Raw genomic sequence first — 13,716 nt, 5'->3', positions numbered from 1 at the left:
TGCGCCGCGCCTGGGGCTTGCCCTTTCCACCACCGGCTCTTCGCTGCGCTCGGCCGGCGGTCCCCCTTTCCCATGAATGGGAAAGGAAAGGGTCAGGCGAGCCGCGCCAGGATCGCCTCGGCGCAGGCCTCGGGCGTCAGGGTGGAGGCGTCGACCTCCAGGTCATATGCGATGTCCGCGTGCACGGCGGCCTGCCAGCGCAGGACCGCCTCGCGCGGGGCGCCGTCCTCGCCGCGGCGCTCGAGGATCACGTCCAGCGAGCAGCGGACCCCGACCAGCAGCAGGGGCAGGCCCGCCAGGCGCTCGCGCATCAATGCGCGGGTGTCGAGGGGGTGGGCGTAAGACGTGTGCAGACCCACGTCGCAGGCGACGTCCATGCCGCCACGGCTGACGCCCGCCACCGCGTCCCAGAGGGCGGCGTAGAAGCGGGCGACGGCGGGCTCCAGGTCGGGGCGCTCGCCGCCTGGGCGCAGGCCGATCCCGGGCTGTAGGTCGTCGGGCGTGGCCTTGCGCCAGAGGTCGACGCCCAGGTTCAGCCAGGGTCCACGGGCCTGCAGCGCCCGCGCGATCGAGGACTTGCCGGCGCGGGGGACGCCGTTGAGGACGACGATCCGCCCCAGGCTCAGGAGGCGCACCCTTCCGGTTTCACCGTCGCCTTCGCGAGTTCGGCCTTGGCCTCGGCCATGGCGGCCTTGAACTCCTCGTCGGCGTGGAGGCGGGCGACGACGGCGGCGCCGATCAGGCGGCCGGCCTCGACGTCGCTGGGGTAGTGGACGCCGCAGACCACGCGGCTGTCGCCGAACTCGCGCCCGCGCAGCAGCAGCGCGTTCGCCCGCTCCGGCTTCAGCTCGGCCAGGATCAGCGCCCAGGCCCAGCCGACCGAGGCGTGGCCGGAGGGATAGGAGGCGTTGGCCCCGAGCGACTCGGGCGTCACGCAGGTTCGGGCCGAAAGGCCGGTGAACGGCCGCGGCCGCTTGTAGTGCTCCTTGGGCGGGTTCGACGCCAGGCCCGCGTCGAACAGGGCCCGCACCATCAGCTGGGCGGTGGCCGGCGTCGTCTCGGCGGAGATCTTCACGTCCGCCGCGCAGGACCAGCTGGTGAAGGCGGCCGGGGACAGCAGCTCCACGTCCGCCGTCGCCTGCGCCCAGCGCGGGCTGTCCGCCAGCTTGCGGGTTTCGCGGAAGGCGGCCAGGTCCGCCGCCTCGTCGGGCGAGCCCGCCGCCGGCGGCGGCGGGATCAGCCTCAGGGTGTCCACCTGCTCGTCGGGCCCGAGGAAGGGGGACGGACGCGGCGGGGCGGCCGGTTGCTGGGCCGAGGCCGCTCCGACCACGGCGAAGGCGGCGAGCGCCAGAACGAGTTTGGCGCTCGCGCGCATGGTTCGTCTCCTATCTCAGGACCGTCAGGCCGTTCTTGATCACGGTGGCGTTGCGGTCCTTCACCCGGGCCTCGAACGAGATGTTCTTCCCGTCCTTCCAGAGGTCCACGGTGATGACGTCGCCGGGGAACACCGGCGCCGAGAAGCGGGCCTGGTGCGAATAGATCTGCTCGGGATCGAAGTCGGTGATCGCCTGCAGCACCGCCCGGCAGGTGATGCCGTAGGTGCACAGGCCGTGCAGGATCGGCCGCGGGAAGCCCGAGCGGCGCGCCGACTCGGGGTCCGAGTGCAGCGGGTTGCGGTCGCCGTTGAGCCGGTAGAGCAGGGCCTGGTCGGGGCGGGTGGAGATGTCCACCGACAGGTCCGGCTTGCGCGAGGGGACTTCGTGCGGCTCGGGCTGGCCTTCCGAGGGGCCGCCGAAGCCGCCGTCGCCGCGGGCGAAGGTGGAGCCGGTGAGGGTGGCGACCTTCTCGCCCTTCTCGTCCGTCCAGACGCTCTCGTTGACGATCACCGCGCCCTTGTCCTTGCCCTTGTCCCAGACGCCGACGGTGCGGCCTTCGACGGTGAAGGTCCCGGTGGTCGGCAGGGGCTTGTGCAGCTCGACCTTCTGTTCGCCGTGGACCACCATCAGGAAGTTGATCTGGCTGGGCCGCCAGCCGTCCGGCATCTGCGGGGCGGCCGCGCCCTCGATCGGACGGGCGCCGGCGGCCAGCACGGTGGCGGCGGTCGGGATGACCTTCAGGTTCTTCTCGTAGACGAAGGCCAGCTCCTTCTCGTCCATCGGGTCGGCGCCCATGCCGACGCCCAGGGCGTAGAGCATCACGTCCTTGTCACGGTAGGTGAAGGTGCGCGCCGGGGTGCGCTGCTGGAGGATGTCCGGATAGTGGATGGCCATGAAAATTCGTCCCTTGAATGCGTTCGGCTCCCAATAGCGGCGGATTGAAGCGGCTCGCCTTGGCCTTAGCAAGCGCGCCGCGGCCCCGATTGCCGCTCCGGACTGGGTGGGGTAGGAACGCCGCTTCCGATTAACCCTCGGGTGCGTGCTTCGCGCCCGTCCCGCCCGCGAGGCCTAGCCATGACCACCACCGCCATGCCCGGGATGGGCTCGATTACCGGCAACGTGCTGTTCTACTCCAAGCCGGAGCCGCTCACCCCGGAGCTCCATGGCAAGCTCGGCGTGCGCCGCATGGACGGCCCCTTCGGCTTCGCCCGCAAGGGCCACATCATTCCGCTGGCCGTCACCGAGTTCGGCCTGGCCGCCGTGACCGGCCCGATCATCTTCGTCGGCGACGACAAGACCCCACTGCTGGTCATGGGCCTGCAGGCCGACCAGAACATGTTCGTCACCAACGACGGCGTGTTCGAGCCCGGCGTTTACGTCCCGGCCTACGTGCGCCGCTACCCGTTCGTGTTCGCCAACGACAAGAACGCCGGCCAGATGATCCTGTGCATCGACCGCGACGCCGAGTTCATCGAGGAGGGCGGCGACCTGGCCTTCTTCGACGCCAACGGCGAGCCGACCGACTACACCAAGAGCTGCATCGAGTTCTGCAACAACTACGAAGTCGAGCGTCAGCGGACCCTGGGCTTCATCCAGCTGCTGAAGGACCTCGACCTGTTCGAGGTGAAGACCGCCAACTTCACCCCGTTCAACGCCGACGGCACGCCGGGCGAGCCGCAGAAGATCGCCGACTACTTCGGCGTCTCCGAGGCCAAGCTGAACGCCCTGCCGCAGGACAAGCTCGTCGAGCTGCGCGACAACGGCGCCCTGCAGCAGATCTACGCCCACCTGATCTCGCTGGTCGGCTGGGACCGCCTGATCGCGCTGGCCATGGCCCGCCAGGCGCAGCAGGCGCCGGTCGCGGCGAACGCCTGATCACTGCGTCATCCCGGACGGCCGAAAGGCCGATCCGGGACCCAGGATCTCCCAAGCTTGTGCTGGGTCCCGGCTCTACGGCTCGCTGCGCGAGCCTTCGGCCGGGATGACGTTGGGATTCAACCGCCGCGCCAGGATCGCCTCGAGCCGGCGCAACGTCTCCGGCCCGGCGCTCTTCGGATCGCCGAGGATCGCCGTATCCAGGCAGGTGTCGATGGGCGAGGGCTCGCGCACGGCCGGCAGGCTCGCCAGCAGCCGGCGCAGCATCTGCCGGGCGAGGTCGACGTTGCGGCGCATGACCGCCAGCACCTCCTCGATGCCCACCGGCGCTTCGCTCTCGCGCCAGCAGTCGTAGTCGGTGACCATGCAGACGTTGGCGTAGGGCAGCTCGGCCTCGCGGGCGAGCCTGGCCTCCGGCATCGCGGTCATGCCGATCACATCGCAGCCCCAGGACCGGTAGAGCCGGCTCTCGGCCCGGGTGGAGAACTGCGGGCCCTCCATGGCCAGGTAGGTGGCGTCCTCGAAAGCCTCGATCCCGCCGTCGCGCAGCGCCCGGGCCGCCAGTCCGGAGAGTCTGGGGCAGACCGGATCGGCCAGGGACACGTGGGCGGGGACGCCGCCGCCGAAGAAGCTGGCGGGCCGCTGACGGGTGCGGTCGACGTACTGGGCGGCGACGGCGAAGGCGCCCGGCGGCAGATCCTCGCGCAAGGAGCCCACGGCCGAGATCGACAGTATGTCCGTGCAGCCGGCGCGCTTCAGCACGTCGATGTTGGCCCGCGTGTTGATCTCGCCGGGCAGCAGCCGGTGGCCGCGGCCGTGCCTGGGCAGGAAGACCACGGCGACGCCTTCCAGCTCGCCGGTCAGCACCGCATCGGACGGCGCGCCCCAAGGGCTCTCGATGGTCTCCCACCGCGCGCCGGTCAGCCCCGGCAGCTCGTAGAGCCCGGAGCCGCCCAGGACGCCGAGCTTCCAGCCGCTCACCGGGCGAACACGCTGCGGGTCAGGCAGGAGAAGACCAGCCGGCCGGCCTCGTCGAGGAGGTCGTGCTGGGCGATGACGATACCCTTGCCTTCGCCGACGGGGTCCTTGCCCATGACGGTCATCCGTCCACGGAGCACCTCGCCGGCCGGCGGGTTCTTGGCCCAGCGCAGGGCGTCGACGCCCACCCGCTTGGTCTGCGGCCACTCGGCGCTGGCGGCGGCGTCCAGCTTCGTCCAGACGGCGAAGATCATGGCGTCGGGGCAGCCGCGGTCGGCGGTCCATCCCGGGCAGAAGTTGTCGATGAAGGCGGCCATCGCCGCAGGGTCGACCCGGGCTTCGCCGAGCGAGACCACCTGCCCGATCTGGATGTCGTCGAACGGCGCCGGCACGCAGCTCTCCTCGAGTCACAAGCGATTCGCAGATGATCCGCACGGGGCGCGGCGAGTCGAGCCATTTGCGCGGGGAGCGGACCGGGCCATATACGGGACGATGATCGGCGGTCGGGTCTTGAGCATGTTGCGCCCCCTGGCGGCGCTGTCGGCTGCGGTGCTGCTGGCCGGCCCGGCCTTGGCGCAGGGCTTCGGCGCGCCGAAGGCGCCGGTGTTCGGGCCGGTCGACACCGGCCACCTCGTCGCCGAACTGGTCCCCGGGAAGGCCTCCATCGCGCCGGGCGAGACCATCCACGTCGCCCTGCGCCAGCGGATCGACAAGGGTTGGCACACCTACTGGCGCAATCCGGGGGACTCCGGCGAGGCGACCCAGATCAAGTGGACCCTGCCGGCCGGCTGGAACGCGGGCGAGATCGTCTGGCCGACGCCGGACCGCCAGCCCACCGGCCCCTTGATGAACTACGGCTATTCCGGCGAGGTGCTGCTGCCGGTGGCGCTGACCGCGCCAGCCGGCGCCGCCCCCGGCCAGAGCGTGGAGCTGACCGCCGCCGTCGCCTTCCTGGTCTGCGAGGAGATCTGCGTGCCCGAGGACGCGGTCCTCGGAATCCGGCTCCCGGTCGCCGCCGTCCCGGCCGGCCCGCATCCGCAGTTCGGCCAGGCTGTCGCCCAGGCCCTGCAGGCCGCGCCGAAGGCCGTCCCGCTGACCGCCGCCTTCGCCCGCGAGGGCGAGGCGCTGAAACTGGCCATCGCCGGCGAGCCCCTGACGGGCGCGGACTTCGCGGACGCCTACTTCTTCCCCTTCGACGGGACCGCCATCGACCACGCCAAGCCCCAGGCGATCGAGCGGGGCCCGGACGGACTGACCCTCACCCTGACGCCCGGCTACGGCTTCCAGTCGCCGACCCCGCCCACCGAGCTCTCCGGCGTGCTCAGCCTCGCCGACGGCCGCGCCTTCGAGATCGCCGCCCAGGCCGGGCCCGCGCCCGCCGGCGCCGCCGGTCTCGGCCCGCCGCCCGCCCGGGCCCCGCCCGGCGGCGGCGCGGGGCTGGGCCTGCCGCTCGCCATAGGCTTCGCCCTGCTGGGCGGGCTGATCCTCAACCTGATGCCCTGCGTCTTCCCGATCCTGGCGATGAAGGCCGCCGGGCTCGCCGGCCATGCGCACGAGCGCAAGGAGGCCCAGCGCCATGGCCTGGCCTTCCTCGCCGGCGTGCTGGCGACCTTCCTGGCGCTGGCCGGCCTGCTGATCGCGCTGAAGGCCGCGGGCGCGGCCGCCGGCTGGGGCTTCCAGCTGCAGTCGCCGCCTGTCGTCGCGGCGCTGGCGCTGCTGATGCTGGCGGTGGCCCTGAACCTCTCGGGCGTGTTCGAGGTGGGGACCTCGTTGCAGGGGGCGGGAACCGGCCTCGCCTCCCGCAAGGGCCTGGCGGGCGCCTTCTTCACCGGCGCGCTGGCGGTGGTCGTGGCCGCGCCCTGCACGGCGCCCTTCATGGCCCCGGCGCTCGGCTGGGCGCTGACTCAGAGCGCAGCGGCGGCGCTGGTGGTGTTCTTCGCCCTCGGCCTGGGGTTTGCGCTGCCCTTCGTGCTGGTGGCCTTCGTCCCCGGGCTGTTGTCGCGGCTGCCGAAGCCCGGCCCCTGGATGGCGGGCTTCCGCCGGCTGCTGGCCTTCCCGATGTACGGCGCCGCCGGCTGGCTCGCCTGGGTGCTGACCGTCCAGGCCGGCGACATGGCGCTGGCCCGGCTGCTCGCCGCCGCCGTCGCGCTGGCGCTGGCCGCCTGGCTCGCCGGGATCGCGCAGCACCGGCAGGCGCAGGGGAAGAGGCCGGTGCTGACCGGCTCGGGTGCGGGCGTGCTCGCCGCCGCCGCCCTGGCCGCCGTCGTCTGGCCGGGCTACCAGCCCGCCACGGCCGTCGCCGCCGAAGCCGCCGCCGACATCCCCTACGAGGCCTACAGCCCCGAGCGGCTCGCCGCGGCGCGGGCCGAGGGGCGGCCGGTGTTCGTCAACTTCACCGCCGCCTGGTGCATCACCTGCAAGGTCAACGAGCGCACGGCGCTGACCAGCGCCGAGGTCGCCGACGCCTTCCAGCGGACCGGGACGGTCTATCTGAAGGCCGACTGGACCTTGAAGGACGACGTCATCGCCGCCGAGCTCGCCCGCCACGGCCGGGCCGGGGTGCCGCTCTATCTGGTGTATGGAAAAGGATCGGCGGACGGCGTTATCCTGCCGCAGATCCTGACCGGCCGGACGGTGGTCCAGGCCCTGGAGACCGCCGCCGCCGGCTAGGATCGCCCCGAAGCCTCAGGAGCCGAGCCGATGACCCGCCTGTCCCGCCGCCTCGTCCTCGCCGCCTCGATGCTGGCGATCGCCGCCCCTGCCGCGGCCGCACCGACGATCGGCCAGCCCGCCCCGAACTTCCAGGCCGTCGACGCCGACGGCCGCACCCGCTCCCTTTCCGAGTTCAAGGGCAAGACCGTCGTGCTCGAGTGGCACAACGGCGGCTGCCCCTATGTGAAGAAGCACTACGGCGCCGGCGCCATGCAGAGCCTTCAGAAGCAGGCCACGTCCGACGGCGCGGTTTGGCTGACCCTGATCTCGTCTGCGCCGGGGACCCAGGGCTACCTCGCCCCCGCCGAGGCCAAGAGCTGGAAGGCGTCCAACAAGGCCGCCGCCACCGCCCTGCTGCTCGACCCCGAAGGCGACGTCGGCAAGGCCTACGACGCCCGCACCACGCCGCACATGTACATCGTCGATAAGACCGGACGCCTGGCCTACATGGGCGGCATCGACGACAAGCCGTCCGCCGACCCCGCCAGCCTGAAGGGCGCCAACAACTACGTCGCCGCCGCCCTCGCCGACCTCAAGGCCGGCCGCAAGGTGGCGACGCCGGTGAGCAAGCCCTACGGCTGCAGCGTCAAGTACAAGGGGTAGGAGAGCCTAGGGAATGGGTGACAGGTAGGGCTTGCGCCCAACCAGTCACCGATGCTCTCCGGTGACTGGTTGCGCCGCCATGGCGCTACCTGTCACCCCGCTCCCTCAGATCGTCACACCGGCGCCTGAGGGGGCGCGGTGATGACCTCGACGTTGTCGTTCAGCAGGTAGGCCATGTCGCGCAGGGCCAGGTCCCGGGCCTTGGGGTCGGCCGCCTTCTCCAGCTCGGCGAGCTTGACCGGCAGGTCCTCGGCGATGCCGCGCAGGATGCATTTCAGGTCGCCGTCGATCCCGCGGTCGCGCAGGGCGATGTGGCCCTTCATGTCGAGGGCGGCGAGCTCTCCGATGCGGGCGGCGAAGTCCGGAGCGGGCGCGGCGCCGGCGGCGCGATAGCCGTCGACCTCGGTCTTCAGCGCCCGGGCCCGCGAAACGATCTCGGCGAACAGAGGCTCCTGGGCGACGGCGGGCGGCGGGGCGGCGGCCGGGACGGAGGCCGGGCCGGCGGCGAGCCAGAGGAGCGCGGCGGCGGCGACAGCTTCGCAGGACATGACCCCTCCGGGAACCTAAGTCAGCGGTGAAGCTTTCCAGTAACCGCCTTAGGGTAAACGCCGCGCTTACGATCTGACGGGGAGGCGAGTTTGGGAGCGTCCGCCAAGGCCTGGGCCGACTTCGAGACCGCCGCCCGGGCCGCCGAGGGTCGCCGCATCGCCGGCCTGTTCGAGGCCGAGCCGGACCGGCTGGCGAAGCTGACGGTCGAAGCCGCGGGCCTTTACCTGGACCTTTCGAAACAGCCCTGGTCGCTGGCCGATCTGGAGGTCGCCCTGGACCTGGTCCGAGACGCCCAGGTGGAGACGGCCCGGGACGCCCAGCTCGCCGGCCAGCCGATCAACCGGTCCGAAGGCCGAGCGGCGCTGCACGCCGCGCTGCGCGCCCCGGCCGGGGCCGGCTTCTCGGCCGACGGCCGGCCCGTCTCGGCCGAGGTGGAGGCGACGCGCGCCGCCATGCGGGCTTTCGTCGAGACCGTGCGGAGCGGAGAGCGGAAGGGCGCCGCGGGGCGCCCGTTCAAGGCCGTGGTCCACATCGGCATCGGCGGCTCGGACCTGGGGCCCCGGCTGGTGTGGGAGGCGCTGCGGCCGCTCTCCGCGCCCATCGAGCTGAGGTTCGCGGCCAACGTCGACCCGGCCGAGCTCGCCTTCGCGCTGGACGGGCTCGACCCTGCCGAGACCCTGGTGGTGGCCGTCTCCAAGACCTTCACCACCCAGGAGACGCTCTCCAACGCCGAGGCCGCCCGCGCCTGGCTGCGGGGCGCGCTCGGCCCGGCCGCCGACGCCCACCTGATCGCCGTCACCGCCGCGCCGGACAAGGCCCGCGCCTTCGGCGTCCCGGACGCCCAGGTGTTCGGCTTCTGGGACTGGGTGGGCGGCCGCTACTCCGTCTGGTCCGCGGTGAGCCTGTCCTGCGCCATCGCCCTCGGCTTCGACGTCTTCGAGCAGATGCTGTCGGGCGGGGCGGCCATGGACGCCCACTTCCGCCAGGCGCCGCTCCAGGCCAACGCTCCGGTGCTGCTGGCCCTGGCCCACGTCTTCAACCGCAACGGTCTTGGCCGGCCGATGCGGGCGGTGATCCCCTACGCCCACCGGCTGCGGCTGCTGCCCTCCTGGCTCCAGCAGCTGGAGATGGAGTCGAACGGCAAGCGGGTGGACGCGCAGGGCCGCAGCGTCGCCCGGGCCACCGCCGCCAGCGTGTTCGGTGAGGTGGGCTCCACCAGCCAGCACGCCTTCTTCCAGCTGCTGCATCAGGGGACCGACGTGATCCCGCTGGACATCCTGGCCGTCCGTCATGCCCGCGAGGGCGACCCCGCCGCCCAGCAGAAGCTGCTGGCCAACGCCATCGCCCAGGCCGAGGCCCTGATGGTCGGCCGCAGCGAGGCCGACGTCCGCGCCGAGCTCGAGGCGGCGGGCCTGAGCGCCGAGCGGATCGCCGAGCTCGCACCCCAGCGCACCTTCCCCGGCGACCGACCCTCCAGCTTCATCCTGATCGATGCGGTGACGCCGCAGACCCTCGGCGCGCTGCTGGCCCTCTACGAGCACAAGACCTTCGTCGAGGGCGTGCTCTGGGGGATCAACAGCTTCGACCAGTGGGGCGTCGAGCTCGGCAAGACCCTGGCGAACCGCGTCCTCGCCGACCTCGCCGGCGGCTCGGGCGCGCACGATCCCTCCACGGCGGCGCTGGTCGGCAAGGTGCGGGGCCTCTGAGCAAACAATGAGCCCTCATCCCGGACGGTCCGCCAGGACCGATCCGGGACCCAGGCGTCCTGCCCTGAAGCTGGGTCCCGGCTCTCCAGCCCGCGGAGCGGGCTTGCGGCCGGGATGACGGGGGGAGGTAAGGCTTGCGGCCAGGGGCGGGATGGCATCGGATGGGCGAAAGCCACCACAGGGGAGGGGCGATGAAGCGCGCGGCCGTCGCGATCGGTCTTTGGGCGCTGGCGGGCGGCGTCGCCGCGGCGACGCCGCTGCTCGAGCTGATGAAGCAGGAGGTGGATCCGGCCGCCAACGCCTTCTGGGCCGCCGGCAACGATCCGCCGGAGGGCGAGGGCCCGCAGGCCGCGGACGCGCGCTGGGCCGCCGCGGCCGTAGCCGCAGCGAAACTGGAGGCCGACGGGCGGCTGCTCACGCGGCCCGAGCACAGCCGCCCGGGCGAGTGGGACGCCTACGCCGAGATGATGGAAGAGGCCGCCGCGGCCGGCCGGATCGCCATCGGAAAGCGGGACGTGGAGGCGGCGTTCGAGGCGGGCGGGCGGCTCTACGAGGCCTGCGCCGGCTGCCACGCCAGGTACATCCCGGGGCGCGGCGGATAAGCAAAAGCCCCGGACCTTGCGATCCGGGGCTCTCGGTCTTTCAGGTTAAGAAGGCCGTCAGGCGACCGTCGGCGGGCTCGCGGTTCCGCCGGTCAGCGAGACCGGCGGCGGGCCGTAGCGGTTCTCACCCGGATCGCCGCTGGTCAGGCCGACCCACAGCAGGAACACCAGGCAGACGAGGCCGACGGCCATCATCACCAGCGCCGCGCCGCCCATGCCGGCCATGGCGGCCCCGGCGGCGGCGGAGTCGTTGCCGGCCAGTCCGGCGCCCATGATCGCAGCGCCGCCCATCATGACGGCGAGAAGCATGCCGACGACCCCTGCGCCGAAGGGGACCAGCGTCAGCCAGCCGGTCTTGCCGAAGTCGTGAAGCCGCTTCGAGTAGAGGCAGACCATCGGATAGATCAGCGCGATCGAGACGATCATCCCGAGAACGGGGATCATCCCCAGCACCAGGTTCACCACGAAGATGATCGCGAATCCGATCCAGAAATCCCGTTTGCCGATCCGGCCGTCGGCCGTGAGAAAGAGTGTCTTCCAGTCCATAGGCGCCTCCCATCTGCCGGCGTGGCGCCGGCTCGCCTGGCGCGACTGTCTCCCGATCCGCTTAAACAGGCAATGGACGTGCGCGGGGCGGGCTTGACGGCGCGCCGTTCAGCCCCTGCAATGGTGAAGGCGCGCACGTCCGCGCCCCTTTCCAGATCATCGTTCTCCACGCCGGTCCCGCCGGTGACTGGTTATCGTGTCCCTGCCGCAAGGTTCACCGCCGCGCGGCCGAATGGGGCACGATCGTCCGTCGCCTTCGCAGCCGGCCGCCCGGGTGACAGGCAGTCCTGTCCCCCTGTGGATGCGACGAGGCCTCGCTGGGACAGGAAAACCAGTCACCGGAGACCCGCATGCGCCTGATGCACCCCCTGCGCGCGGCCGAGGCCGTGCGCGAGACCTTCGACGTGGGCCGGCGGGCCGACGGCTCGCCGCTGGCGGTCGATCTGGCCCGGCCGGCGAGACCGGGGCCCTGGCCCGTCGCCCTGCTGGTGCATGGCCCGGTCCCGGACGCCATGCGGGTGACGATGCGGACGGCGCCGATGTACCGCGACTGGGCGGCCGCGCTGGCGGCGAGCGGCGTCGCCTCGCTGGTGTTCGACCACACCCTCGGCTGGCCGCAGCTGCGGCTGGACCAGGCGCTGGGGGAGGTGGACCAGGTGCTGGCGTGGGTGGGCGCCGAGGGGCGGGGCCTTGGGCTGGACCTCGCGCGCGTCACCGCGGTGCTGGTGTCCGGCGGGGCGGTGCTGGCGGGCGAACTGCTGGGCGGCGTGCGGCCACTGCGACCGCAGCGGGCGGCGCTCGTCTCGCCGGTGGTCGGGGCGCCGCCGGGGCTCGGCGTGAGCGCAGCCGACCTGGTCCGAAGGATGAGCCTGGCGGCCGCCGCGCCGACCGTTGCCGCGGCCGGGGCCCGGCTGCTGATCCTGCGCGCCGGCGGCGACCAGCCCGACTGGCTGGCGATGCTCGACGAGGCGGTCGCGGCCCTGCTGGCGGCGGACGCCGACCTGATCGTCGACAACCGCCCGGGCGCGCCGCACGGCTACGAACTCGCCCTGGATGATGGGCGCACGCGGACCGCGATCGAGAAGGTGCTGGCGCTCGCCGCCGCCTGAGCGCTTCCCAAAGCGCCGCCGCGCAACTACCTGCGGCGGATGGAGCCTCCCCGATGACCGCCGCCGCGCCCGAGCGCACGGGTTGGGCCGACGTGCTGGCCGAGGGGCGGGCCCCGCGGTTCGTGCTGATCTGCCTCGGCGTCTGGCTGGCGGCCGCCGACAGCCTGGTCACCGCCACCATCATGCCGGCCGTGGGCGCCTCGCTGGGCGGCTACGCCTGGTTCGGCTGGGCGACGGCCGGCTTCCTGCTGGGGTCGGTTGCGGCGGGGGCGAGCTCCGGGCGGCTCGCCGAGATGTTCGGCCTGCGCGCCGGCGTGGCGGTGACCGCGGCGATCTACGCCGCCGGCTGCGCCCTCTCGGCGGCTGCGCCCGACATGGCGACCTTCCTGGCCGGGCGCGTGCTGCAGGGTCTGGGCGGCGGCTGGGTCGCCGGCTTCAGCTCGGTGGCCGTCGGGCTGCTGTTCCCGGACCGGACCCTGGCCAAGGTCTATGCGGCGGTCACCGCGGTGTGGGGGATCGCCAGCCTGTTGGGGCCGCTGTTCGGCGGGGTGTTCGCCGACGCCGGCATCTGGCGCTGGGCCTTCTGGTCGTTCGCCATCCAGGGGCTGGCGGTGGGCGCGGCGGCCTTCTGGATGCTGCCCAAGGGCGACGGCCGCAAGGCCGGGGCGGGGGTGCCGGTCTGGCAGCTCGCGGTGATCGCGGCCGCGGTGGCGGCGATCGGCCTTGCCGACCTGGCGGGTAACGCCGCAGGCGCGCTGGCCCTGATCGGGCTCGGCATGGCCTTGCTGGTGCTGCTGGTGCGGTGGGACGCCCGCGCCCGGGTGCGGCTGCTGCCGCTCGCCTCCGGGGACCTGCGGACGGCCGCAGGCGCCGGATACGCCACCATGTTCCTGATGACCGTCGCCTCCATGGGCTTCGCCATCTACGGCCCGGCCATCCTGCAGACCCTGCACGGCCTGTCGGCCACCGGCGCCGGCTATGTCGTCAGCGCCGAGTCGCTCGCCTGGACCATCGCGGGCCTGACGGTGACCAGCCTGGCCGGCGCTTGGCCGAACCGGCTGATCCTCGCCGGCGTCGTCGCTGCGGCGCTGGGTGTCGCCCTCTCCGCGCCGGCGTTCGTCGCGGGCGGGGTCGTCTCGGTGGTGCTGGCCGGGGCGGTGCTGGGCGCAGGCTTCGGCCTGTGCTGGAGCTTCATGAGCCAGAAGATCATGGTCTCCCTGCCGACCGAGGAGCGGGCGATCGGGGCGGCGGCGATGACCACGGTCCGACTCACCGGCGCGGCGGCGGGCGCGGCCCTCGCGGGCGTGGCCGCCAACCTCGTCGGGTTCGCGCAGGGTCTAAGCGAAGCGACCGCCAAGGCGGCCGGCCTGTGGGTGGCGCTGGCGCTGCTGCCCTTGGGCATCGCGGCCATCTGGCCCGCCCGGCGGCTGGCCGCGGCTTCCCCAGAGCCCCCGGCTCCGCTATAAGCCCGCCCGATGACGCGGACCGCGCACCACCACGGCCACCACCATCCGACCTGCACCCGCGGGATCGGCCGGAGCCGCTTGGCCTAAAGCGCACCGCCCGACGCCCCGCCGAAGCGGATGGGGCGTCCTCTATCTCCCGCCCCATCCGTCGCCCTCGAGACCGCCAGAGGATCCGACGATGACCGCCCCCGCAG

Annotated in this window: 14 protein-coding genes; 7 read left to right on the top strand and 7 right to left on the bottom strand. The window is 72.9% G+C overall.

The genetic code is table 11. From position 1 onward, the window contains the following. Positions 1-92: 92 nt before the first annotated feature. From ACFSC0_RS06070 to ACFSC0_RS06060, 3 genes are read right to left on the bottom strand one after another with little or no spacing between them, the layout of a single operon-like run. Positions 93-635 carry a chloramphenicol phosphotransferase CPT family protein gene (locus ACFSC0_RS06070; protein ID WP_377282523.1) on the bottom strand — a complete coding sequence of 181 codons (543 nt, stop codon included), beginning with the start codon at positions 633-635 and terminating at the stop codon, positions 93-95. Then, positions 623-1,375: an acid phosphatase gene (locus ACFSC0_RS06065; RefSeq protein WP_377282524.1), complete on the bottom strand. Its 753-nt coding sequence runs from the start codon at positions 1,373-1,375 to the stop codon at positions 623-625. The genes ACFSC0_RS06070 and ACFSC0_RS06065 overlap by 13 nt, the downstream gene beginning before the upstream one ends. 10 nt (positions 1,376-1,385) lie before the next feature. Further along, positions 1,386-2,270, bottom strand: coding sequence for a MaoC/PaaZ C-terminal domain-containing protein (locus ACFSC0_RS06060; RefSeq protein ID WP_377282525.1), 885 nt, complete (start codon positions 2,268-2,270; stop codon positions 1,386-1,388). Positions 2,271-2,450: 180 nt separating this feature from the next. Between ACFSC0_RS06060 and ACFSC0_RS06055 the strand changes: the two genes are divergently transcribed. Next, the gene (locus ACFSC0_RS06055; RefSeq protein ID WP_377282526.1) at positions 2,451-3,251 is read left to right on the top strand and encodes a SapC family protein; all 801 of its coding nucleotides are present in this window, start codon (positions 2,451-2,453) and stop codon (positions 3,249-3,251) included. Positions 3,252-3,326: 75 nt separating this feature from the next. On the opposite strand, the gene mtnP is transcribed toward ACFSC0_RS06055, so the two are convergent. After that, the gene (gene mtnP / locus ACFSC0_RS06050) at positions 3,327-4,232 is read right to left on the bottom strand and encodes an S-methyl-5'-thioadenosine phosphorylase (RefSeq protein WP_377282527.1); all 906 of its coding nucleotides are present in this window, start codon (positions 4,230-4,232) and stop codon (positions 3,327-3,329) included. Beyond that, positions 4,229-4,621 (bottom strand): hotdog family protein, encoded by a 393-nt coding sequence (locus ACFSC0_RS06045; RefSeq protein WP_377282528.1) that lies wholly within the window; start codon positions 4,619-4,621, stop codon positions 4,229-4,231. The genes mtnP and ACFSC0_RS06045 overlap by 4 nt, the downstream gene beginning before the upstream one ends. A gap of 124 nt (positions 4,622-4,745) precedes the next feature. On the opposite strand from ACFSC0_RS06045, the gene ACFSC0_RS06040 reads away from it, so the two are divergent. Both ACFSC0_RS06040 and ACFSC0_RS06035 read left to right on the top strand, forming a co-directional pair. Next, entirely contained in the window at positions 4,746-6,899 is a 2,154-nt protein-coding gene (locus ACFSC0_RS06040; protein WP_377282529.1) for a protein-disulfide reductase DsbD family protein, read from the top strand. A 30-nt stretch (positions 6,900-6,929) separates the two neighbouring features. Then, on the top strand, positions 6,930-7,544 hold the full coding sequence (locus ACFSC0_RS06035; protein ID WP_377282530.1) for a thioredoxin family protein: 615 nt from the start codon (positions 6,930-6,932) through the stop codon (positions 7,542-7,544). A 113-nt stretch (positions 7,545-7,657) separates the two neighbouring features. Here the strand turns inward: ACFSC0_RS06035 and ACFSC0_RS06030 are convergent, their stop codons facing one another. Further along, positions 7,658-8,092: a hypothetical protein gene (locus ACFSC0_RS06030; RefSeq protein ID WP_377282531.1), complete on the bottom strand. Its 435-nt coding sequence runs from the start codon at positions 8,090-8,092 to the stop codon at positions 7,658-7,660. Between the two features lie 90 nt (positions 8,093-8,182). Between ACFSC0_RS06030 and pgi the strand changes: the two genes are divergently transcribed. Both pgi and ACFSC0_RS06020 read left to right on the top strand, forming a co-directional pair. Further along, complete coding sequence (pgi, locus tag ACFSC0_RS06025) at positions 8,183-9,799, top strand: glucose-6-phosphate isomerase (protein ID WP_377282532.1); 1,617 nt, start codon at positions 8,183-8,185, stop codon at positions 9,797-9,799. 191 nt (positions 9,800-9,990) lie between these two features. Beyond that, positions 9,991-10,401: a hypothetical protein gene (locus ACFSC0_RS06020; protein WP_377282533.1), complete on the top strand. Its 411-nt coding sequence runs from the start codon at positions 9,991-9,993 to the stop codon at positions 10,399-10,401. 57 nt (positions 10,402-10,458) lie between these two features. On the opposite strand, the gene ACFSC0_RS06015 is transcribed toward ACFSC0_RS06020, so the two are convergent. Next, a complete protein-coding gene (locus ACFSC0_RS06015; protein WP_377282534.1) occupies positions 10,459-10,947 on the bottom strand; it encodes a DUF805 domain-containing protein in 489 nt (162 codons plus the stop codon). Between the two features lie 350 nt (positions 10,948-11,297). On the opposite strand from ACFSC0_RS06015, the gene ACFSC0_RS06010 reads away from it, so the two are divergent. Together ACFSC0_RS06010 and ACFSC0_RS06005 are read left to right on the top strand one after the other, a co-directional pair. After that, positions 11,298-12,056 (top strand): hypothetical protein, encoded by a 759-nt coding sequence (locus tag ACFSC0_RS06010; RefSeq protein ID WP_377282535.1) that lies wholly within the window; start codon positions 11,298-11,300, stop codon positions 12,054-12,056. Positions 12,057-12,109: 53 nt separating this feature from the next. Continuing rightward, positions 12,110-13,522: an MFS transporter gene (locus ACFSC0_RS06005; protein WP_377282536.1), complete on the top strand. Its 1,413-nt coding sequence runs from the start codon at positions 12,110-12,112 to the stop codon at positions 13,520-13,522. Positions 13,523-13,716: the final 194 nt, after the last annotated feature.

It is taken from the genome of Phenylobacterium terrae (assembly GCF_042681205.1).
GTDB lineage: Bacteria > Pseudomonadota > Alphaproteobacteria > Caulobacterales > Caulobacteraceae > Phenylobacterium > Phenylobacterium terrae.
This window is presented reverse-complemented; position numbering and strand designations above follow the sequence as displayed.